Here is a 22344-nt window from a genome sequence, read left to right as displayed (position 1 = left end):
CTCCTGTTCTTCGTCAGATAGCCCGCTATCTTCCTCATCACAGAAGCGAAAATGCCTCAAAAACTCATCCCAAATCATCGCACGATAAATTCAAAACAGCTTCTAAAATGTTATCAGCTAAACCGTCGGATTACTTCGATAAATTCTTTCCCATAACGTTCTTTCTTGTATTCGCCAATGCCGCTTATTTCTCCAAAGGCATCGATGGTAGTAGGTCTGGAAGAGGCTAGCAAATGAAGTACCTTATCCGACAGGACAATGTAGGCAGGGATAGCCTGTTGGTCGGCAAGTTTTTTGCGAAGTGCCCGCAAGGCTTCGAACAGCTGGAGGTTTTCATCTTCAAACATTGTAGGTTCCGGTTGTACGGGAGTAATGTGTGACGCCGTTTTCTTCCTTTTACGCTTCTCGTGAGAGAGGAATTCTTCTCGTTTGATAACTACTAATTGTGCACGTTCGTGCCCGAACAATACTTTTTTTCCTGTCTCTGTTATTTTGAGATGATTTTTTTCGTTGTAGGCCACTTCAAAATATCCCAGGTTCAACATTTGTAACAGATAGTCTTGCCAGTCGCGTGCCGGTACATCTCGTCCGGCTCCATAGGTTTTCAGCTTGTCGTATCCGCGTTCGATGATATCTGCTGTTGCAGCCCCTTTCAGTATGTCTATTAAGGTACTTGTACCCACCTGTTGGTCAGTACGGGCTATGGCGCTTAGTGCCTTTTGCACCAAGATGGTTCCGTCGAAACGCTGAGGAGGATTGCGGCATACATCACAATTTCCACAATCGTGGTCCATGCTTTCGCCGAAATAGTTCAGCAGAATACGCCGGCGGCAAATGTCCGCTTCGGCATACTGTTGCATACGTTTCAATTTTTCCATGTTCAACTCTTGTTGTCCGCTTTCTGAGGCAAAACGTGAAAGTAGCACAATGTCTGCTAAAGAATAAAACAGTAAAGTGTCACTGGGCAGTCCGTCACGTCCGGCACGTCCTATTTCCTGATAAAAACTTTCGATACTTTTCGGAAGATTGTAATGGATGACCCAGCGTACGTTTGATTTGTCAATGCCCATTCCGAATGCAATGGTAGCGCATACCACCTGTATACGGTCGTTGATGAAATCCTCTTGAGCCGCATCGCGTGTAGCTGCACTCAATCCGGCATGGTAGACAGTAGTGGATATGCCGTATCCTTCCAAGATTTCTGCTACTTTTTCAGTTGTGTTCCGGCTCATGCAATAGATGATGCCGCTTTCTCCGGCATGGCGGCTGATGAAGTCTACGATGGTACGTATCTTCTCTTTCTGCTGATAGCCCCGTTTTACGTCAAGACTTAGGTTCGGACGGTCGAAAGATGATATGAATATCTGTGGGTCACGCATTGCCAGTTGCTTCACGATGTCTTGCCGTGTTATTTTGTCGGCAGTAGCAGTCAGTGCTACCACAGGTATTTGCGGAAATTGTTCACGCAATGTTTTCAGTTGGGTATATTCAGGACGGAAATCATGTCCCCACTGTGAAATGCAGTGGGCTTCATCAATGGCGAAAAGTGAGATACGGATGTCTTTCAGCAGGTAGTTGATTTCCGTCAACAGCCGTTCGGGAGAGATGTAGAGCAGCTTTACCCTGCCTTGCCGGCACTCGAAACGGATATTGGCATTGCTGGTTTCATCGTTGGTGCTGTTCAAGGCACGTGCAATGATACCGTTGTTCTGTAAGGCTTCTACCTGGTCTTTCATCAAGGAGATTAGCGGAGAGACTACGATGGCGGTTCCTTCCATCAGCAATGCCGGTATCTGGTAGCAGAGTGATTTACCGCCGCCGGTAGGCATCAGTACCAAGGTATCTTTTTTTTGCAGGATGCAGTTGATGATATCTTCTTGCAACGGTCGGAAACTGGTATATCCGAAATAAGATTTGAGTGTCTTAAGCATTTCTGTATTCATATCAGGGTGCAAAGTTAAGCGAATTTGAAGTCGGAATGCGCGGAATTGCTGATTATTTTTTCACTTTCATGTTTACAAGCCGTTTTTCCGGTGTGTCGGATAGGAACATCATGAATAGCAAAAAATCATTTGTCATTGGTAACGAAGTAAAGTATCCCGGAAACGTTCACGTGTATGTACACGAGATTTTTCACAACCTTTCCTTAGATGGCAAGACCTCAGAGTTTTTTGGCAAGTCAATTTGGTACTACTAGAAAGGTCAATAGTCCTGCTTCTGAAACCGAACCCCGAAGTATTAGCTTCTAACCTCCAGCCGCCCGGCGGGCGATAACTTCTTCTGACTCCCTTTTTACTCCCGATTGGCATAAATAAATAAAAAAAATGGCATAATTCAAAAATAAGCAGCTAAATATGTTGTAGAATAGAAAAAAACTTACGTAATTTGTATAATTGCAACTATTCAATAAAATTACACTTATTATTTTAAAAGACAGATGAGGGAAAATAATCAACTAGAAGAAGTAGAACGTAAAGAAGAAGTCTCCGTGAGGAAGCCTTACAATGTGCGTGAACGCAAGATTAAGGAAGCTGCCTATCGCGATATGATCCGGGCAGAACTTGCGGATGAATTGTATGATAAGGTTCTGAATATTTTGGTCGTACAGAAAAAGTACAAAGACCCCAATTATTCGGCAAAAGACTTGGCAAAGGAATTAAAGACCAACACCCGTTATTTATCGGCAGTAATTAATTCCCGTTTTGGTATGAATTATTCGTGTCTGGTGAACGAATACCGGATTAAAGAAGCATTGCATTTGCTGGTAGACAAGCGCTATGCAGATAAAAATGTAGAAGAAATCAGCGCAATGGTAGGCTTTTCGAACCGGCAGTCGTTTTATGCAGCTTTTTATAAGAATACAGGAGAGACACCGAATGGCTACCGAAAACGGAAACGGGGAGTTTAAGAAACTAAAAATGTATTCATGGAAGAAACATTCTCTTATACGGTAGAGCAATTTGCGGATTTACAAATCTTGCGTTACCGGGTACCTGGGTTCGAACAGTTGTCTTTGAGACAGAAAATGCTGGTGTATTATCTTTCAGAGGCAGCATTGGAGGGACGTGACATCTTGTTCGACCAAAACGGGAAATACAATTTGCAAATCCGTCGTTTGCTCGAAACACTCTACGTACATTTCAACGGAAACCGTGATACGGAAGAATTCCGTTTGTTCGAAATTTACCTGAAACGCGTATGGTTCTCGAATGGAATTCATCATCATTATGCATGCGACAAGTTTGTACCGGGATTTTCACCCGATTATCTTTCCATGCTTATTGATGCTGTAAGTCCGTCGGTATTGCCACTTGCAGGAGAGGAAGATGTACAGGCTATGTGCAATAAACTCTTTCCGGTAATTTTTTCTCCGGATGTGATGCCTAAACGGGTTAATCAGACAGATGGAGAAGATTTGGTTCAGACCTCTGCCGCGAACTATTATGAAGGAGTAACGCAAAGTGAGGCGGAAACTTTCTATGCAAGACAAAAAGCATTGGGAAGTACCGACGAACCGGTAATGTATGGAATGAATAGCAAGTTGGTGAAAGAACAAGGTCAGATTACCGAACAGGTCTGGAAGGTGGGCGGGATGTATTCCGAAGCTATAGAGCGTATCATCGACTGGCTGGAAAAAGCCGAGACCGTGGCAGAAAATGAAAAACAAATCCAGGTCATCCGTCTGCTGATAGAGTTTTACCGTACGGGCAGTCTGCATACATTCGATGAATATTCCATTGCATGGCTGAAGGACACTAGTTCGCGGGTGGATTTCGTCAACGGATTCATCGAGAGTTATGGCGACCCGTTAGGGATGAAGGCAAGTTGGGAGTCGATTGTCGACTTCAAGGATTTGGAGGCTACACGGCGCACCGAACTGATTAGTGGCGAAGCACAATGGTTTGAAGATCATTCGCCTGTTGATGTGCGTTTTAAAAAGAAATCCGTAAAAGGTGTTTCGGCAAAAGTCGTTACTGCTGCTATTTTGGGAGGTGATTTGTATCCGTCAACAGCTATTGGCATTAACCTGCCTAACTCGAACTGGATACGGAGCGTGCATGGCTCAAAGTCTGTCACTATCGGCAACCTGACCGAAGCATACAATCGTGCCGCCAGAGGAAACGGTTTCCGTGAGGAATTTGTATATGGCGATACCGAACTGGCTCTGCTTGACAAGTATGCCGACATTACAGACGACTTGCACACCGACCTGCACGAATGCTTGGGGCATGGTTCGGGCAAGCTGCTTCCGGGCGTGGATGCCGATGCCTTGAAAGCATATGGCTCAACGGTTGAAGAGGCGCGTGCCGACTTGTTCGGCCTGTATTACCTTGCCGACAGCAAACTGCTGGAACTGGGACTGCTACCCGATGCCGAAGCCTATAAGGCTGCGTATTATTCGTATATGATGAACGGTCTGATGACTCAGCTGGTACGGATAGAACCTGGTCATACGGTAGAAGAAGCACACATGCGGAATCGTCAGCTGATAGCCCGTTGGGTACTTGAACAAGGAAAGACAGACAAGGTGGTCGAAATGGTGGTGCGCGAAGGAAAGACCTATGTACGCATTAACGACTATCTCCATCTGCGTACACTCTTCGGACGCTTGCTTGCCGAAGTGCAGCGCATTAAAAGCGAAGGCGACTACGAAGCGGCACGTCTGTTGGTGGAAACGTATGGGGTACAGGTAGACCCGATTCTCCATGCCGAGGTGTTACGCCGTTACAAACGTCTGCACTTGGCTCCTTACAAAGGTTTTGTCAATCCCGTTTATACCTTACAGACCGATGCCGAAGGCAAGGTGACCGATGTACTGGTATCTTATACCGAGGGATATGCAGAACAGATGTTACGTTATGCCCGGGAGTATGCGAATGTGAAATAATAGAAATTCCATTACGAAGCGCATGGTATATCATTCAAGGTGGATATCAAAAGATAAAACGGCTTTTATTTTGTTGTCCTGAGGGAGGCTGTATCAAAAGAAAAAACGACTGTCAAAAAGTAATGTCATAATCGAATGGGTTTTCCGCAGGAAATAGGCACTCAGGATGACAAAATGAAAGTTGATTCCGATTTTGATACACCCTCTACTCAGCATGACAAATGATTTTTCGCAAATCATTTTTGTGCTACTATAACTTTTTTGTGGCTAAATGCCGACATTCAAAAAAAGAAATATGGACTTACACGAAACACTTAAAGAAATCAAATCAAAATTCCGTTTGTTTATGAACGGTCCCATATCGCAAAGCATGCGAGAGAAAGGGATGAATTACAAAGTTAACTTCGGGATTGAGTACCCACGTATTAAGGAGATAGCGGCAGAATATACTCCCGACCACGATTTGGCACAAGCCTTGTGGAAGGAAGACATTCGGGAGTGCAAGATTATGGCAGGGTTGCTTCAGCCGGCGGAAACTTTTTATCCTGAAATTGCCGATATCTGGATAGAAGACATGCGTTATCCCGAGTTGGCAGAGTACACAGTGATGAACCTTTTCCAGCGTTTGCCTTATGCTGCGGAAGTCGTGTTCCACTGGATGGCAGATGAGCGCGAATACTTCCTTTTGTGTGGTTTCTTGCTGATGGCACGCCTGCTGTCGCGGGGACTTGTATTGAACGAACGTGCCGAAGCAGAGTTCATCGACCAGGCTTTTACCTCTGTTGAAAGCGAATATCTTGTAGTACAGCGGGCAGCCGCGCTTGCCTTACGCAAATATGCAGAGCAGTCTGATGCGAATGCGAAATTTATCCATAAACAACTCTCAACTTGTTTGAAATCGAAAAAGCCGGAAGTGAGAGCATTAATCGAAAGCTATATTGGATAAGAGCCTGTTTTATGCAACCTGCAAAAACAGGTACCGAAGGCGATGATAAATAAATATGGATATCCGCATTTTGCCCCCTACATGGGATGCTTTTTAAATAAATGCATGTCTGCCAACAGCTAATATATACCCCTGAAAAATGAATATATACTGCATCCGCAGTTGAATATATCTCCATCCGCGGTTGAATATATCTCCATCCGCGGTTGAATATATCTTCATCCGCAGTTGAATATATCTTCATCAGCGAATGCAGTACTACTGCGTTTTCAACTCATCGGGATGGACTGATAGCGGATATTCAATTAAAGTATTATTACATCTCAGTTTTTGCATCTGTTTCCGGTTCGTTTTTCCGGTTTTATTCGTCTGATAGCCCGTTATCCTCCTCATTACACAAGCGGAAATGCCTCAAAAACTCATCCCCAATCAATACACGATAATTTCAAAACAATTTCTTAAACAAATTCCCGTTTTTTTTATTCGGAATAGAAAGATTTTCGTTCGGATAAAAGAATGATAATTATAGGTATTTGTGTATCTTTGTTGAATCATTTAGAATTGTTGGGTTTAGTATTATGAATAAAAGAGTGTTGTTTGTCTTATTGCTGTGTCTGGGGGCATTCTCTGGACTTGTAGCGCAAAATCCGATTATTTCCGGACAGTTTACGGCTGATCCTACAGCCCGGGTATTCGAAGGGAAAGTGTATCTTTATCCTTCGCACGATATTCCTAGTCCTGTAGAACGTTTGCAGGAATGGTTTTGTATGGAAGATTATCATGTGTTTTCATCAGAGGATCTGGTGAAGTGGACAGACCATGGGGTTGTACTTTCCCAGTCAGATGTGCCATGGGGTGATGCCGGCTCTTATTCGATGTGGGCTCCCGATTGTGTGTATAAGAACGGAACGTATTATTTCTTTTTCCCTGCCAGTCCAAAGGGTGAGAAAGGCTTCCGTATCGGTGTAGCTACGTCCGATACTCCGTTTGGACCATTCAAGCCTTTGGCCGAGCCGATAGCTGGGGTACAGGGGATTGACCCTTGTGTGTTATTGGATAAAGACGGACAGGCTTATCTGTATTGGTCGGGAAGAGGATTGAATGTAGCTCGTCTGAAGGATAACCTGACAGAACTGGATTCGGCTCCAGTACTTGTGGCCGATGTGAAAGATGGGTTTAAAGAAGGGCCTTTTGCTTTCGAACGCAATGGTAAGTATTATCTGACTTATCCATGGGTAAAAGATAAAACGGAGTGTCTGGCTTATGCAATGAGTGATTCTCCGATGGGACCGTTTGAATATAAGGGCATCATCATGGACCAGTCACCTACAGGATGCTGGACCAATCATCATTCGTTGTTGGAGTATAAGGGACAATGGTATTTGTTTTATCACCATAATGATTATAGCCCGGATTTCGACAAGAATCGTTCGGTATGTATTGACTCGTTGTTTTTTAATGCTGACGGGACTATCCGGCAAGTGGTTCCTACCTTGCGTGGAGTCGGGATTGCGGATGCCCGTAGCCTGATTCAGATAGACCGTTATAGCACAAAAAGTGAAGAAGGAGTTTTTATTGATTATGTGAATCAGGATGATAAATTCGAAGGGTGGAAGACATTTTTCAGTCATGAAGGTGCATGGGTTACTTTTCATCGGGTGGATTTTGGCGATGGAAAGTTGCAAAAGGTGAGCGCCCGGGTAAGTTCGGAGATGGGTGGAACGTTACAGGTCTGTGCCGATGGACATGTGATAGCTGATATAGAAGTGCCTGTTACTGTAGGACGTTGGCAGACGTTGACGGTGCCGTTGACCGGGTTGCAAGAAGGGGTTCATAATTTGTGTGTTTCTTTGTCGTCGGGAAGAAATGTGCAAGTTGATTGGATACGTTTCGAATGATATATAAAAGGAATAGGATGAAGCCGCTTGCCTTGTTGCTGGTTGTGCTTGGTTTGTTGGGTGAAGCCTTTGGGGGTATTTTATGTGCCCAAAGTAATTCTGCATCTTTTAATTACCGTTATGTAACGATGCACGAAGGTTTATGCGACAATACCATCCGTGCCATTCACCAAGACCGTTTCCACTTTGTATGGTTAGGGACTTCAAACGGATTGGACCGTTATGACGGTTATGAATTCAAACATTATTCTGTATCTTCCGGTTGGGAAGAAAGGGTTATTGAAAGCAACTATATTAATGACATTACCGAAGATAATAGTGGGCATTTGTGGGTAGCGACCGAGGCAGGAGTAATGTTCATTGATTTGGAAAGTGAGCAGGTTGAATCGTTTCGGGATTATGCAGGTGAACATCAGGAGATACTTCATTCGCCGGTCCAGACGATTTTAATTGATGAGTTCGAGAATTTGTGGATTGGGAAAAGTGACGGGTTGGTGTATGTCAGGCTGGATAAGTTTCGGCATATCCAGGATGTGCAGATTCTGAAATCGGATGTAGATATCCGTGTATTGGTCCAGCACGGTAACGAGGTATGGGCTGGCGGATACGGGTGTCTCTTCCGTTTTGCTTCTTCCGGAACCCAGTATTATGCATTGACGTCTTTGTGGACTGGACTTGATGTCTCGAAGCTGATTTTCACCAGTGCTTATGCTTATGGAGATTATTTGTGGCTGGGCACTCAGAGTGGATTGTATTGTTGTGACACACAGAATATGAAGTTTGTTTCTTATCGCCATGCATCTGATGACCCGGAAAGCTTGTCTTCTGATTTTGTAACAGATATCACCCGGAATACTTCGGGCGATATGGTGATAGGTACACGCAATGGTTTGAATGTGCTCAGGCAGGGTGGGCATTTTGCCAGGTATGGTAAGGGAGATGCTCCTCAGTCGTTGAATGATAATTTGATTAATCGAGTCTGGGTAGATGACGATAATGTATTTTGGGTAGGTACAGAATTTGGTGGGGTCAATATTTTGTCACCGGTACGGATTTCATTCACTTATTTTTTGCGTGGGTATGAAAAAGGCAGTCCGAATGTTATCAGTACGGTGATAGAAGACGATGAAGGAAATATTCTGGCTGGCCTGGTCGATGGAGGCTTGGCTATCCGTAGAAGAGGAAGCCGGTCTTTTCGTTTTTACAGGCATGTTCCTGGAGATTCCCGTTCTTTGTCGCATGATAATATATCACGCATTGTGCAGGATTTTGAAGGGAATTATTGGATAGCAACCATAGGTGGCGGAATTGACCGGTTGCCAAAAGAATGTCTGGATGCTCCTGTGTTCGAACATTATGATGTATCTACCACTCAGTTGCCGTCGAATGATGTTTACGATATCGCTTTGGATAGTCTACGCAATTCGCTATGGATTTGCTGCAATAATTACATTTATCTGTTAGACTTTTCTTCGGGAGCTATCAGTCAGTTGCATTATTATACCCATACGGGAGAGGAAATGTATAATATGCATACCATACTCGTAGATTCGCATTCCCGCTTGTGGATAGGTGGCAATGGAGTGGGGGTTATTGATTTGGCAAATCCGCAGGATACTTATGAATGTTTTTATTACCGGTATAAGCTGGATGCTTCAGAGCATGCAGTCAGTGAGAGGATAACATGTATATTCGAGGCACAGAACGGTGATATTTATTTGGGTAGTCAGGGTAATGGTATTTATTTATTGGAGGATGCAAGGCTTTTGTCGGCGTGTAAGTTTAAAAATTACGATGTGAGATGTGGATTGTCGGATACAAGCATTTCAAGTATATTCGCAGATGATAGTGGAAACTTGTGGATTTGTACATTGAAAGGCGTTTATTTTTTTGATATTCTTACTCGGAGGGCTTTTAAGTTTGATCAGGAAGACGGATTGTTGGTGCCTCAGTTTTATCGGCGTTCAGGATGCAAGACCTCGGATGACCGTTTGCTGTTAGGTACTACCGATGGGTTGGTGGTCTTTTGTCCGGTTATGAACTTTCCAGTGCCAGAGCAGCGTAAGGTGGTGCTGACCAATGTTTCTTTTGGAGGACGGTCTTTGGTGCCTTATCTGGATGAGACCAATCTTTTATCGAGTATTGTCAATGCCCAAGAATTGCATCTGTATCCGCCCCAGAATTCGTTTGAAGTGACTTTCAGTTGTCTGGAGTATTTGGAACCGGAAAAGGTTTTTTATACTTACCGTATTCTTGAATTGGATAAAACCCCCAATATCGGATTGATGAACCGGATTGCAAGGTATACCAATCTGTCTCCTGGAACCTATACGTTGGAGATGCGCTGTACGAATCATGATAATACGTGGTCATCGCAACTGACCCGGCTAAAGATAATAGTTCATCCTCCTTTTTACCGTACCGGATGGTTTTATACGTTGCTGGCATTGGTCGCTATATTGGCATTGGGATATACCGTTTATGCATATAATTCCCGGCAAAAATATGTTCAGCGTCTATTGAAAAGGAAAATAGATGAACGTACACAAGAGTTGCATCAGACCATAACCGAGTTGACGACTTCGAGAGAAACCATTATCCGGCAACGGGATGAAATAGTGTCGATGTCCAAACAAATGGATGAGATAAATCGGGAGAAGTTGTCATACTTTACTAATATGGCACATGAGTTCAAGACACCTTTGACATTGATTCAGGGACCAGCCCAGCAACTAGAAGGTCAGCTTGTCGGAAAAGAGCAAAAGGAAAGTTTGCAAATTATCTTACGTAATGCCCGTTATTTGTTGTCATTGGTCGAACAACTGATAGATTTGCGTAAGATTGATACAAAGAAATTGACCTTGAATTATGAATGTTTTGACTTCAGGCGTTTTTTGAATGCTGTTGTAACCGATTTTTCCGGATTGATGAAAGAGCATCATCTGATTTTTTCTTGTAAGGTTCGTCTGAAGGCAGATTTTATTTCTTCCGATAAAGAGCATTTGCACAAGGTGCTGTTCAATTTGTTGTCTAATGCAGTCAAGCATACTCCCGAAAGAGGAATGATTACGTTGTATGCTTGCCAGTTTAGGAATAAGGAGGGAAAGATGTTGCTGTATTTATCAGTTTTAAATACGGGGAGTAACATCCCGCCTGAAGAGACCGAGCGCATATTTCATCGTTTTTATAGTATTAAAGGGCAAGAACGTTATTCGGTATATGGGCAGCGGAATACAGGAATCGGACTTCACATTGTAAAAGAAATTGTAAATTTGTTGGGTGGAGTCATTAAAGTTAAAAGTTCGGATAGGCGAGGGGTGGCTTTCCGGCTTTATTTCCCGGTTACATTGGCAGATGCCGAAAAAGAACCGGATGCCGTAATGCATCAGCAGCCTGTATTATTGGGTAATGATGCTGAAACTTATGTACCGGTAGATGGAAGTAAGCCGCTTTTATTGTTGGTTGAGGATAATCCGGATATGCGGTGTTATTTAAAAGTGATACTTGAAAAGTTTTATAATGTGGCAGAGGCCAGTGACGGCAATCAGGGGTATGATTTAGCATGCAAACTGGTACCCGATTTGATTCTTTCCGATTTGATGATGCCGATATGTGACGGTATTGCCTTTTGTCGGAAAATACGTGCAGACCGTTCATTGAAACATATTCCTTTTGTTTTGCTTTCGGCCAATTCGGACGCTGAAGCACAGACCGAAAGTTTTGGTAGTGGCGTTGATGGGTATCTGACCAAACCTTTTGATGAGGCTGTTTTGTCGGCCTGTCTTCAGTCTGTAATAAAAAACCGTGAGATACAGCGACGTAGGTCGGATGTTGAGCAGGAATTTATGCCGGAGTTGAAAGACCTTGCCCAGCCAGACAAGGTTTTTATGAATGAAGTTTTGGCAGTATTGGAGCGTAATTATGCTGACTCTGATTTTGGCGTAAAGGAGTGGATGGAGATGTTGCATGTCAGTTATGCAGTCATCTATAAGAAAATGGTTTCGTTGACAGGGCTTTCGCCTGTACGTTTCCTGCAGGTTTACCGTTTGCAGAAAGCGAAGTTGTTGTTGGAAAATAGTAGTAATGTAATTGTGTCTGAGGTCGCTTATAAGGTTGGTTTTAACGATCCGAAATATTTTACCAGGGTTTTTGTCCGTCAATATGGACAGACCCCCACCGCTTTCGTCAAGACTTGACGAAAGCGGCAGATGTCTGCTTATTGTATATCGGGCATTATCGTGTCGGAATGTTTTATAGCCGCCGGAGGAAGAAGAATTCGTTTTCCGAATGTGGCTTTTTGAGGCATAGGCAAACTTGGATACAAAGGAAGTTGGCTGTGGCTTCTTGTTGAGAGGTTTTCGTATTTACGTCCGGCACGGAGTAATGCTGCTTGCAGCAAAGGTTCGTTTACATCGCCTAGCTGGTAAGGAAGCATCGGATTGTCTTCTACCGTTACATCGGGTTGTAGTCCGTCGGGCATACAGGGAGTTTCTCCATTGGCATTCTGGTAGATGCTGATCATAACATATACGCCCCAATTTTTGATTTCTTCCTGACAGCGTTGGTATGTATCTTCACCACTTAGCATCAATCCGGTACAATACTTGCCATGTGAAGCCGTACCTATCAGTTCTATGTCCATATAAGGCATTAGTCCGCTTAGCAGAGCTTCGGATGCTGAGGCTGTACCGGAAGAAATGATTCCGTATATTTTCTTTAACCCGATGTTGGCGTCTTTGGTACTAATGTGCAGGTTAATATCATCATAGTTATATTCTGTGGTGAAGCGTGTTTCCAGGCTGATGCCTTCTTGGCGGTATATTTCTGTCAGATAATCATTGTAAGTTTCTTTTTCGAATATTTTTTTCGCTTCTACATCAGCTTGTGGGGCAAACATTGATGCCAGGACGTTTTCGGTTATGACATATCCTCCGCCATTATATCTCAGGTCAAGTATCAGTTCGGAAATGTTTTCGCTTTTGAATTTCTTGCCGATTTCTACCAGTTCAGGGATAGCAATCAGGTCGAAACTGGCATAAGCCAGGTAGCCCACTTTTTTGCCGTTGAATTCGTAGACCGTATCGCATAATATCGGATTTTCATACAGGGTTGTGGCTGTCAGTTCTACTTCTTTGCCCGAAGCGGTAATCGAATAGCTTTCCCAATCTATTTCTGCAAGTGCAACGGTCAGCGAGGAAGCGTAATAAAGTTCTTGATAATTGTCTGTTGTAATGTTTTGTCCGTTTATCCATAAAAGGATGTCTCCCCGTTTCAGTCCGGCTTTTTCTGCAGGGCTTCCTGCTGATACATAATTGATTACACCGATACATTGGTTGTCGTCAGACACCAGGTAAACGGTCAGGTTCCATCCGAATGTTGTGGACACACCGCCTACGCTGCTGGTAAACGCATCCATATCATCGGTCATCATGGTCCATTTGTCGATATACTTGTCGCCTTCGTGGTATCTGATTTTATCTACAGTTTCAATAGGGTCTTCATTGGTTTCGATATTCCATGCTTCCAGGTCATCGTTGATATTTTTATTCCAATAATAATATGTACTCAAGATGTCTTTGCCTAATTTGTTGGCATAATAGATTTCATTGCTTATTGTTGTCGTTTCTGGTGTCTGGTCGGGCGTATCATCAGAGCAGGCTGTCCATATACAGCTCCCTGCCAGCAGAAAAAGGATTTTTAAAAGTGCTTTTTTCATACAGTCTTTTGTGTGTTTAATGTTGTCCTAATATTGAACTAATTGTGCAAAAGTAACAAAAAAAGCAGAACGAGCAACATTTTGTAGGAAATAAAGTGAATGGTGAATAAAAAATCCACAAAGACATTGGTGTATGTCTTTGTGGATTTATAAGAGGTAAGGGATAAGTGTTTATTCTACTTCTCCCAATGAGTTGCCGTATTCCATTTCGCCTTGCACCACGAAAAATACATCATCTGGGTCGAAAGGACCCATTCCGTCTTTCTTGGCTTCACCGACTATGTAGTTTACAATTTCATCCTGGTCGATGTTGATGTATCCTTCTTCATCGGGTTGAGCATCCAAACAGCCGCTGGTTGTATAGTAATCTACTATCAAGTCGAGCATATAATACAGTTCGTCATCCGAGAATTTGCCTTTTAAATCTTGCGGCAAATAATTCTTGATGAATGCGATGGTCTTTTCATCGTCTTCATCTTCCAACAAGAAATTGTCATCCATTCCCATAGTTCAGTTCTTTTTTTAGAATGAATATCCGCATTTTGTCAATCTGTCAGGTGCTATTTGGTATTAGCCTTGTATCTTTTGTAGGATAAATACAACTTTAGCCTTTGTTTCAGAATGGGGCAGATTGCGGATACTCATATTTAAGATTAATGATATTTACTTTTGAAGAAATTACTTCAACAAAGCTTCTACTTTTTCTTTCAGAGCGGCTTTTGTAGTAGCTCCTACTTGTTTGTCAACGACTTTACCATCTTTGATGAAAAGTACGGTTGGAATATTACGAACTCCAAACTGTCCGGGCAGGTCTGAATTTTCGTCCACATCACATTTACCGATGTTTACACTGTCTTTGTATTCTTCGGCCAGTTCTTCAATATACGGGGCAATCTGGCGGCAAGGTCCACACCATGTTGCCCAAAAGTCCAATACTACCGGTTTTCCTTCTGCTACGATTGCATCAAAATTGTCATCTTTAATTGTCAGTGCCATAATTCAAATGTTTATTGTTATCAAAATATCTACGCAAATATATACTAATTTATTTTATAGTCCAACAAAGGTTGGGTTTTTAAATAATTTACTAGGTTTTTATGTACTTCAATCTTCAATGTGCGTGAAAGCAAGTTGACAAACATTTGTCCGTCTTCATCGCGGATGAAGAAGTATAATTCGGTATTTCCCGGACTGTCTTTTACCATAGACCCCAATTCCATAATCATTTCGTCATTGATAGCAGACAGTGGAGCTGTTACGGTCAGTTTTTCTATCAGCCGGTCTTTTACGTCTGGTAGCAGTTCAATGGTGTTGACTTTTATTTCCCATTCGTCAGGTTTCCATTGCTTGGGCTGGCATTTACCTTTTAGATAAAGGAACATACCTTCTACAAAAAAGTTCTTTTTATCTACCCATTCGTTGCCGAAAAATGCAAATTCACCTGTTCCTGAGTAGTCTTCTATTTTGGCTATGCCATAGGGTTTTCCTGTACGGGTATATCCTTCGCGTACACCAGTAACGATACCTCCCATGGTCAGGTCATGATTTTGCAGTGGTGTCAGGTCTGCCAGTTGTATCATGTGCGTATTGCATACATCTTCCAGTATGACAGCATATTCGTCAAGCGGATGGGCGGAAAGGTAGATACCTACCAGTTCACGTTCTTTATTCAAGCGTTCCAAATCGCTCCATGTCGGTGCGGAAATGATTTCCGGAGTTGCTATTTCTATTTCTTCGGTACCACCAAACAGAGAATTGGCCGTAGCTGCTTTGTCCAGCTGGTACCGGTTACCATAACGTACCAGTACTTCGGTGAACGTTTCTTCTTTGGCGTTTTTCATAAAGAAATCTTCACGTTTGATACCTGTAAAGCTATCAAATCCGCCTGCCAATGCCAGGTTTTCAATGTTTTTGCGGTTGCAAGCCGACAGGTTGACACGTTGCACGAAATCGAAGATGTTTTTGAACGGTCCGTTTTTTTCCCGTTCTGACAAAATGCTTTGTACAGCTGATTCGCCTACTCCTTTGATGGCACCTAGTCCGAACCGGATGTCTCCGTGGTAGTTTACCGAGAATTTCAGGTTACTTTCATTTACATCCGGTCCCAGTACATTGATGCCTGTAGCCTTACATTCATCCATCAGTTTGGTAATTTCGGTGATATTTGAAATGTTCCGGCTCATGGTTGCTGCCATGTATTCAGACGGATAATTGGCTTTCAGATAAGCTGTCTGGTAGGCTACCCACGAGTAGCATGTAGCGTGCGATTTGTTGAATGCATACGAAGCGAATTTCTCCCAGTCAGCCCAAATCTTTTCAAGGGTTTTCGGGTCGTGTCCGTTTTTCTTTCCCCCTTCGATAAATTTGGGTTTCATGTGATCCAGCTTGTCACGCAATTTCTTTCCCATCGCTTTACGCAGGGCATCCGATTCGCCTCGTGTAAAATCAGCAAGCAGGCGTGAGAGCAGCATCACCTGCTCCTGGTATACTGTAATGCCATAAGTATCTTTCAGGTACTTTTCCATGATAGGAATGTCATATTCTATTGGCTTCCGTCCGTGTTTCCGGTCGATGAAGTCTGGAATATAGTCCATCGGTCCCGGACGATACAGGGCATTCATGGCAATCAAGTCTTCAAAAGTGGAAGGCTGAAGTTCACGGAGATATTTCTGCATACCGGCGGACTCGAACTGGAATGTACCGATGGTCCGTCCGTCGCTATATAATTTATAGGTAGCAGGGTCGTCAATCGGAATTTCGTCTATATTCAGTTGTATTCCCTTGCTGTGACGGATGTTTTCAAGGGCTTCTTTGATGATAGACAGGGTTTTCAGACCTAAGAAGTCCATCTTGATTAGTCCTGTTTCTTCGATAACAGACCCTTCGTATTGAGTCACCAGCATCTTCTCGCCGGTTTCTTTATCATCAGCTGTACTTACTGGCACCCAGTCGGTGATGTCATCGCGGCAGATGATTGTACCACATGCATGTACCCCTGTATTGCGTACATTGCCTTCCAGCATCTTTGCATATTTGATTGTGTCACGCAGGATTGGGTTCGGAGAAACCTCTGCCTCCTGCAGTTCGGGGACATAAGCAATGGCATTCGGGAGATTCAGTTTTTTGTCTGGAATCTTGTCGGGTATCAGTTTACATAGCCTGTCAGACTCGGAAAGAGGAAGCTTTTGCACTCGTGCAACATCTTTGATGGCAAGTTTGGTAGCCATGGTTCCATAAGTGATGATATGTGCTACTTTCTCTTGTCCGTATTTTTCTGTTACCCAGTTTAAAACGCGTCCTCGACCATCATCGTCAAAATCGACGTCAATATCAGGCAATGAGATTCGGTCAGGATTTAAGAAACGTTCAAACAGCAAGTCATATTTAATAGGGTCAATCTGTGTAATGCCCAGACAGTATGCTACAGCCGAACCTGCCGCTGAACCACGTCCGGGTCCTACGGAAACATCCAGCAGATTACGTGCGGCCGAAATGAAGTCTTGCACAATCAGAAAGTATCCGGGGAAACCCATGGTTTTCATGATGTGCAGTTCGAATTTGATACGTTCCTTTACTTCTTCGCTCAGCTCATCACCGTAGCGTCGGCGGGCACCTTCGTAAGCAAGTTTTGCCAGATAGTCTGCTTCCAGTTTGATACGGTATAATTTTTCGTAACCTCCCAGTCGGTCTATTTTTGCTTTGGCATCGGCTTCACTCATGACAATGTTCCCGTTTTCGTCTTGCGTGAATTCGTCGAACAGGTCTTTTTCAGTATATTTTTTACGATACTCTTCTTCTGTGCCGAAATCTTCCGGAATGGCAAAAGTCGGCATAATCGGAGCATGGTCTATTGAATAAAATTCAACCTTATCGCATACTTCACAGGTGTTGGCCAGTGCTTCGGGCACATCGCTGAAGATGGCGTTCATCTCTTCGCGCGTCTTCATCCACTCTTGTTTGGTGTAAAGCATGCGTTTAGGGTCGTCCAGGTCTTTGCCTGTGCTCAGGCATATCAACCGGTCGTGTGCTTCAGCATTTTCTTCGTCAACAAAATGTACGTCGTTGGTGCAGACCAGCTTGATATCGTATTTTTTTGCATACTCGATAAGTTTCTTGTTGACCGTTTCCTGCAATTTATAGACTTCGTGATTGGCGCGTGGCACAGTAGCTTTATGGCGTTGCAACTCCAGATAATAATCATCGCCAAACAGATTCTTGTACCATTGTATAGCTTCTTCTGCTTCGGCAAACTGTCCTGCAGTGATGCGTCGTGGTACTTCTCCTCCCAGACAGGCAGAACAAACAATCAGTCCTTCATGATATTTTTCAAGTTCTGCCCGGTCGGTGCGGGGGCGCATATAGAATCCTTCTGTCCAGGCTTTCGATACCAGTTTGATAAGGTTGTGATAACCTTGCAGGTTTTTGGCAAGTACAATCAGGTGATAACCACTTTGGTCGGGTTTACCGTTTTTATCGCTCAGCCGGTTGCGTGCGACATACATTTCGCATCCGATAATTGGTTTGAACAATCTTTTTTGGGCAGCTTCCAGTTGTTCGCGGCAGGTTGCCAAATCGGCTTCTACGTTTTCCGATTCTGTCTTTCCGCTTTCCAGTCCGGCTATTTTCTTCTTCAAGTCTTTTATTTCTCCGTTTGTGGCTCCGTTTTTCTTATTTACATAATTGAAAAACTCTTTGATACCGAACATATCACCATGGTCAGTAATGGCAATACCTTTCATACCATTTCCGATGGCTTTGTCTACCAGGCGGGTAATGGATGCTTGCCCGTCCAGAATAGAATATTGAGTGTGAACATGTAAATGAACAAAATCCTGCATAATTCAGTTTATATGGTAAAATCAGCCCAAAGATACCGAGTTTATGCGAAGAATCAAAAGACAAAGTTGTAAAGAAGGCAGAATTTTATGAAAAAAAGAAAGAAAGTCACAATTCTGAACGTTGTTTATTTGCAGGGTAGATAAATTAACTTTATTTTTGCACGATAAATAAAAGTGTGACCTATTGTTTCAAGTATGAATAAGATAAGAAAAAAGATAAAGAAGATTAGGCTGCATCAGGAAGGAACCCATATCTTGGTGAGCGCTGCCATCATACTCCTTATTATAAATATAGCTCTTTATTGGGGGCTGGAGTGTAAATGGCCTTTTTATATCGTGGCTTTAGCCAGTCTTTTTTTGTATTCGATGATGGTCAACTTTTTCCGTTGTCCGATACGTCTTTTCAATAAGGATACGGAGAAAATTGTCGTTGCACCTGCCGATGGAAAGGTGGTGGTGGTAGAAGAGGTGGACGAGCATGAATATTTTCACGACCGCCGGCTGATGGTTTCTATTTTTATGAGTATCACTAATGTACATGCCAACTGGTATCCTGTAGATGGAACCGTGAAGCATGTTTCCCATCAGAAAGGACGGTTTATGAAAGCATGGCTTCCGAAGGCAAGTACCGAAAACGAACGCTCGACCATTGTGATTGAAACACCTGAAGGACATACGGTCATGGCACGCCAGATAGCAGGAGCTGTGGCGCGACGTATCGTTACGTATGCTGAAGTGGGAGAAGAATGTTATATAGACGAGCATATGGGATTCATCAAGTTTGGTTCCCGGGTGGATGTCTATCTGCCTTTAGGTACAGAAATTTGTGTGCGGATGGGGCAGAAAACGGTCGGTAATCAGACGGTTATCGCCAAACTGAAATAAAGAATTAAAGGAAGGAGGAACAGAAATGGCCAATGCAATGATTCGGAACATTCCGAATACACTGACTTGTTGCAACTTGTTTTCGGGTTGCATTGCCTCATGCATGGCTTTTCAGGGCAATTATGTATGGGCGTTTGTTTTCATTATCATCGGTGCGGCTTTTGACTTTTTCGATGGTATGGTGGCACGTTTACTGCATGTCTCGTCTCCTATCGGTAAAGAATTGGATTCGCTGGCCGATGATATTACTTTCGGTCTGGCGCCTGCAGCTATTGCTTTTGCCTTGTTTCAGGAGGTGCATTATCCCGATTTTATCCAGAGCCTGCGTCCGGTATTGCCTTATACGGCATTTCTGGTTGCTGTATTCTCGGGGCTACGTTTGGCTAAATTCAATATTGATACACGGCAGGCCAGTTCGTTTATCGGTATGCCTACTCCTGCCAATGCTTTGTTCTGGGGTTCGCTGGTGACAGGCGAGCATGCCTTTCTTACTTCGCCTCATTTTAATGCCGTGTATTTGTTTGTACTGGTTGTGGTAATGTCACTTCTGCTGGTAGCTGAATTGCCGATGTTTTCACTTAAGTTTAAAGATTTGTCATGGCAGCATAATAAGGTGAGTTATATCTTTTTGATTGGCTGCATACCTTTATTCTTGATTTTCCAGTGGAGTGGTTTTGCAGCTGTTATCATCTGGTATGTTATCTTGTCTTTGCTTTTCCGTAAAAAATCATAAAGAGACAATCGGTGGCACGGTTGTTGTACGATAAAAACAAACCAAAAGCCAATAGCTTATGTTTCATATTTTAGGATTTTTGTTTTTCTTCGTTCTGGTAATCTTGATTATCGGGCTGGTATTATTGTCTAAAATTGTCCGCACGATATTCGGATTTGGACGTAAGATGACACGGAGCGGTACTGCCGAAGACACTTATCGGCAACGTACGACCTATGCAGAAGATACACGTCGTGATGACGAATCGCAATATTCGGATAAGGATTCCCGGCGCCGTAAGAAGGTTTTTGATAGCGATGAGGGGGAATACATTGATTTTGAGGAAATCAAAGATAAATGAAGAATGAAGAATACCTGCGGAGGAGAATTCTTCATTCTTCATTTTTCATTTTATTCTTCTTCTACCAGATCCTGAATAGGCATTTGCCGTTTGATGGCTTCGCGGAACGAGATGATGGTTTCCGAGCGCGAAAGCCCTAAAGGCTGTAGCTTGTCATGGATGATGTTAAGGAGATGGTGGTTGTTTTTTGCATAAATCTTAATAAACAAATCATATTGTCCGGTTGTAAAGTGGCATTCCACAACTTCGGGAATGAGTTTCAACGCTTCCGTTACTGAATCGAATTGTTCAGGGTCTTTCAGATACAGACCGATATAGGCACATGTTTCGTAACCTATTTTTTCTGGATCTATAATAAACTCGGAACCTTTCAGGATACCTAGATTGGTCAGCTTTTGAATGCGCTGATGAATGGCTGCACCCGATACATTGCAAGCTCGGGCGACCTCTAAGAACGGAATACGTGCATTATCTGCTATTAATCGCAGAATCTGTTCGTCTAATTTGTCTAATTGATGATGTCCCATTTATTTTATTTTAGTTTGATACAAATATAATGATTTTTCTTTCAAATGCCTATATGTGACTAACTTTTCTCAAGTTTTTAGCATGAATTTGCCAGATAGTCTTATCTTTGCGTACTAAAAACAGATGCGTCATGAGAAAAAGAATTATGTTTACACTCTTGGCTTTGCTCTTTTGGTGGAATGGAGCAGAGGCCCAAAGTTTCGATGACTATTTCATCGACAAAACACTTCGTGTTGATTATTTGTTCAATGGAGATGCCAGCAAGCAGGTCATCAGCCTTGATGAATTGGTTTCGCTTCCCGGATGGGCGGGAAGGAGACATGCGCTCGATCGTCTTCCCTTGGAAGGGAATGGAGATATCACGATGGTTGACAAGGCGAGTGGCAAAGTGATTTACCGTACTTCCTTTTCCAGTTTGTTTCAGGAATGGCTGGGTGAGAAAGAGGCACAGCTGCTTACACGTGGTTTTGAGAATACCTTCTTGTTGCCATATCCTAAATATCCGGCTATTGTGACCGTCCGTCTGAAGGATGTCCGGCATCAGCCTTGTGCCGTGCTGAAGCATGAAGTCAATCCGGAAGACATTCTTATCCACCAGAGAGGTACTTCTCAAATCACGCCACACCGTTATTTGCTTCAGAATGGAGCTTCGGATGCGTGTATCGATATCGCTATCCTTGCCGAAGGCTATACATCGGATGAGATGGAGCTTTTTTATAAGGATGCGCAAGACGCTTGCGAGGCTATTTTTTCTCACGAGCCATTCAAGCGGCTGAAACATAAATTCAATGTTGTCGCGGTAGAATCGGTTTCACAAGATAGTGGGGTCAGCATTCCTCGGAAGAACGAGTGGAAGAATACGGCAGTCAGTTCGCACTTCGATACTTTTTATTCCGACCGCTACTTGACGACCCGTTCGGTGAAGGCAATGCATAACTGGCTTGCCGGCATCCCTTACGAACACATTATTATATTAGCCAATACCGATACCTATGGAGGCGGAGGTATCTATAACGCCTATTTGCTTACGACGGCTCATCACGCTATGTTCAAGCCCGTGGTGGTGCATGAGTTCGGGCATAGTTTTGGAGGGCTTGCCGATGAGTATGCCTACGATGAGGCTCCCAGTCCGCTTTATCCCTATGAGGTAGAACCGTGGGAGCCTAATATCACGACCTTGGTCGATTTCGGAAGCAAATGGAAAGACCTGGTGCCTGAAGGTATTCCGGTGCCTACACCGGTGGAAACCGATCCGGCAAAGATTTATACCAAGGTAGGTGTTTACGAAGGTGCCGGATATACGAAAAAAGGCATTTACCGTCCTACCACTGAGTGCCGGATGAAAATCAACGAAGCTCCCTGTTTCTGTCCGGTATGCGAACGGGCACTCGAACGTCTGATCCGTTTTTATACTGAATAAAGAGGACAATCACACGTTTCGTGGCATTGTGTATTTGTGGATGTCATCATAGTAGAGATATACCGCGCATGATGTAAAAAACTCACAAACTTATAAACTCACAAACTTAAAAACTCACAAACTTATAAACTCACAAACTTATAAACTCACAA

At 43.3% G+C, this 22344-nt stretch carries 15 protein-coding genes; 9 read left to right on the top strand and 6 right to left on the bottom strand.

Translation table 11 applies throughout. The features are described 5' to 3' along the window. Positions 1-113 precede the first annotated feature (113 nt). Positions 114-1931: a DNA helicase RecQ gene (recQ, locus tag B5F78_RS01855; protein ID WP_087247681.1), complete on the bottom strand. Its 1818-nt coding sequence runs from the start codon at positions 1929-1931 to the stop codon at positions 114-116. A gap of 506 nt (positions 1932-2437) precedes the next feature. On the opposite strand from recQ, the gene B5F78_RS01845 reads away from it, so the two are divergent. From B5F78_RS01845 to B5F78_RS01825, 5 genes are all read left to right on the top strand, one after another. Beyond that, positions 2438-2908 carry a helix-turn-helix domain-containing protein gene (locus B5F78_RS01845; protein WP_022041322.1) on the top strand — a complete coding sequence of 157 codons (471 nt, stop codon included), beginning with the start codon at positions 2438-2440 and terminating at the stop codon, positions 2906-2908. Between the two features lie 18 nt (positions 2909-2926). Beyond that, a complete protein-coding gene (locus B5F78_RS01840) occupies positions 2927-4888 on the top strand; it encodes a dipeptidyl-peptidase 3 family protein (RefSeq protein WP_022041323.1) in 1962 nt (653 codons plus the stop codon). A 295-nt stretch (positions 4889-5183) separates the two neighbouring features. Beyond that, positions 5184-5834: a DNA alkylation repair protein gene (locus B5F78_RS01835; RefSeq protein ID WP_087405802.1), complete on the top strand. Its 651-nt coding sequence runs from the start codon at positions 5184-5186 to the stop codon at positions 5832-5834. Positions 5835-6412: 578 nt separating this feature from the next. Next, a complete protein-coding gene (locus B5F78_RS01830) occupies positions 6413-7732 on the top strand; it encodes a family 43 glycosylhydrolase (RefSeq protein ID WP_087396900.1) in 1320 nt (439 codons plus the stop codon). Next, positions 7729-11928, top strand: a complete 4200-nt coding sequence (locus B5F78_RS01825) for a hybrid sensor histidine kinase/response regulator transcription factor (RefSeq protein ID WP_239473443.1) — start codon at positions 7729-7731, stop codon at positions 11926-11928. Before B5F78_RS01830 ends, B5F78_RS01825 begins: the two co-directional genes overlap by 4 nt. Positions 11929-11948: 20 nt before the next feature. Here the strand turns inward: B5F78_RS01825 and B5F78_RS01820 are convergent, their stop codons facing one another. The 4 genes from B5F78_RS01820 to dnaE form a co-directional block, all read right to left on the bottom strand. Further along, positions 11949-13448, bottom strand: coding sequence for a S41 family peptidase (locus tag B5F78_RS01820; RefSeq protein WP_087405800.1), 1500 nt, complete (start codon positions 13446-13448; stop codon positions 11949-11951). A gap of 171 nt (positions 13449-13619) precedes the next feature. After that, complete coding sequence (locus tag B5F78_RS01815) at positions 13620-13955, bottom strand: hypothetical protein (protein WP_022041330.1); 336 nt, start codon at positions 13953-13955, stop codon at positions 13620-13622. Between the two features lie 171 nt (positions 13956-14126). After that, a complete protein-coding gene (gene trxA / locus B5F78_RS01810; protein ID WP_022041331.1) occupies positions 14127-14444 on the bottom strand; it encodes a thioredoxin in 318 nt (105 codons plus the stop codon). A 44-nt stretch (positions 14445-14488) separates the two neighbouring features. Next, complete coding sequence (gene dnaE / locus B5F78_RS01805; protein WP_087247502.1) at positions 14489-18286, bottom strand: DNA polymerase III subunit alpha; 3798 nt, start codon at positions 18284-18286, stop codon at positions 14489-14491. Between the two features lie 195 nt (positions 18287-18481). Between dnaE and B5F78_RS01800 the strand changes: the two genes are divergently transcribed. Genes B5F78_RS01800 through B5F78_RS01790 form a run of 3 tightly spaced genes read left to right on the top strand, consistent with a single transcriptional unit; the run spans position 18482 to position 20244 of the window. After that, positions 18482-19171 carry a phosphatidylserine decarboxylase family protein gene (locus B5F78_RS01800; protein ID WP_022041333.1) on the top strand — a complete coding sequence of 230 codons (690 nt, stop codon included), beginning with the start codon at positions 18482-18484 and terminating at the stop codon, positions 19169-19171. 25 nt (positions 19172-19196) lie between these two features. Next, on the top strand, positions 19197-19904 hold the full coding sequence (gene pssA, locus B5F78_RS01795) for a CDP-diacylglycerol--serine O-phosphatidyltransferase (protein WP_087247504.1): 708 nt from the start codon (positions 19197-19199) through the stop codon (positions 19902-19904). 58 nt (positions 19905-19962) lie between these two features. Next, the gene (locus B5F78_RS01790) at positions 19963-20244 is read left to right on the top strand and encodes a DUF4834 family protein (protein WP_087405799.1); all 282 of its coding nucleotides are present in this window, start codon (positions 19963-19965) and stop codon (positions 20242-20244) included. 50 nt (positions 20245-20294) lie between these two features. Here B5F78_RS01790 and B5F78_RS01785 read toward each other — a convergent pair whose 3' ends face one another. Then, positions 20295-20771: an Lrp/AsnC family transcriptional regulator gene (locus B5F78_RS01785; protein WP_022041336.1), complete on the bottom strand. Its 477-nt coding sequence runs from the start codon at positions 20769-20771 to the stop codon at positions 20295-20297. A gap of 131 nt (positions 20772-20902) precedes the next feature. Between B5F78_RS01785 and B5F78_RS01780 the strand changes: the two genes are divergently transcribed. Next, positions 20903-22192 carry a M64 family metallopeptidase gene (locus tag B5F78_RS01780; RefSeq protein ID WP_087405798.1) on the top strand — a complete coding sequence of 430 codons (1290 nt, stop codon included), beginning with the start codon at positions 20903-20905 and terminating at the stop codon, positions 22190-22192. The last annotated feature ends 152 nt before the right edge of the window (positions 22193-22344 follow it).

Source organism: Bacteroides sp. An279 (genome assembly GCF_002159615.1).
GTDB classification, from domain to species: domain Bacteria; phylum Bacteroidota; class Bacteroidia; order Bacteroidales; family Bacteroidaceae; genus Phocaeicola; species Phocaeicola intestinalis.
Note: the sequence above shows the minus strand (reverse complement) of the source record. Positions and strands in the feature narration are given on the sequence as shown.

Coding starts and splice junctions, on each gene's coding strand:
- B5F78_RS01825 (WP_239473443.1), top strand. CDS start 7,729: ATGATATATAAAAGGAATAGGATGAAGCCGCTTGCCTTGTTGCTGGTT.
- B5F78_RS01790 (WP_087405799.1), top strand. CDS start 19,963: ATGTTTCATATTTTAGGATTTTTGTTTTTCTTCGTTCTGGTAATCTTG.
- B5F78_RS01785 (WP_022041336.1), bottom strand. CDS start 20,771: ATGGGACATCATCAATTAGACAAATTAGACGAACAGATTCTGCGATTA.
- trxA (WP_022041331.1), bottom strand. CDS start 14,444: ATGGCACTGACAATTAAAGATGACAATTTTGATGCAATCGTAGCAGAA.
- B5F78_RS01780 (WP_087405798.1), top strand. CDS start 20,903: ATGAGAAAAAGAATTATGTTTACACTCTTGGCTTTGCTCTTTTGGTGG.
- B5F78_RS01830 (WP_087396900.1), top strand. CDS start 6,413: ATGAATAAAAGAGTGTTGTTTGTCTTATTGCTGTGTCTGGGGGCATTC.
- B5F78_RS01835 (WP_087405802.1), top strand. CDS start 5,184: ATGGACTTACACGAAACACTTAAAGAAATCAAATCAAAATTCCGTTTG.
- pssA (WP_087247504.1), top strand. CDS start 19,197: ATGGCCAATGCAATGATTCGGAACATTCCGAATACACTGACTTGTTGC.
- B5F78_RS01800 (WP_022041333.1), top strand. CDS start 18,482: ATGAATAAGATAAGAAAAAAGATAAAGAAGATTAGGCTGCATCAGGAA.
- B5F78_RS01820 (WP_087405800.1), bottom strand. CDS start 13,448: ATGAAAAAAGCACTTTTAAAAATCCTTTTTCTGCTGGCAGGGAGCTGT.
- B5F78_RS01840 (WP_022041323.1), top strand. CDS start 2,927: ATGGAAGAAACATTCTCTTATACGGTAGAGCAATTTGCGGATTTACAA.
- B5F78_RS01845 (WP_022041322.1), top strand. CDS start 2,438: ATGAGGGAAAATAATCAACTAGAAGAAGTAGAACGTAAAGAAGAAGTC.
- recQ (WP_087247681.1), bottom strand. CDS start 1,931: ATGCTTAAGACACTCAAATCTTATTTCGGATATACCAGTTTCCGACCG.
- B5F78_RS01815 (WP_022041330.1), bottom strand. CDS start 13,955: ATGGGAATGGATGACAATTTCTTGTTGGAAGATGAAGACGATGAAAAG.
- dnaE (WP_087247502.1), bottom strand. CDS start 18,286: ATGCAGGATTTTGTTCATTTACATGTTCACACTCAATATTCTATTCTG.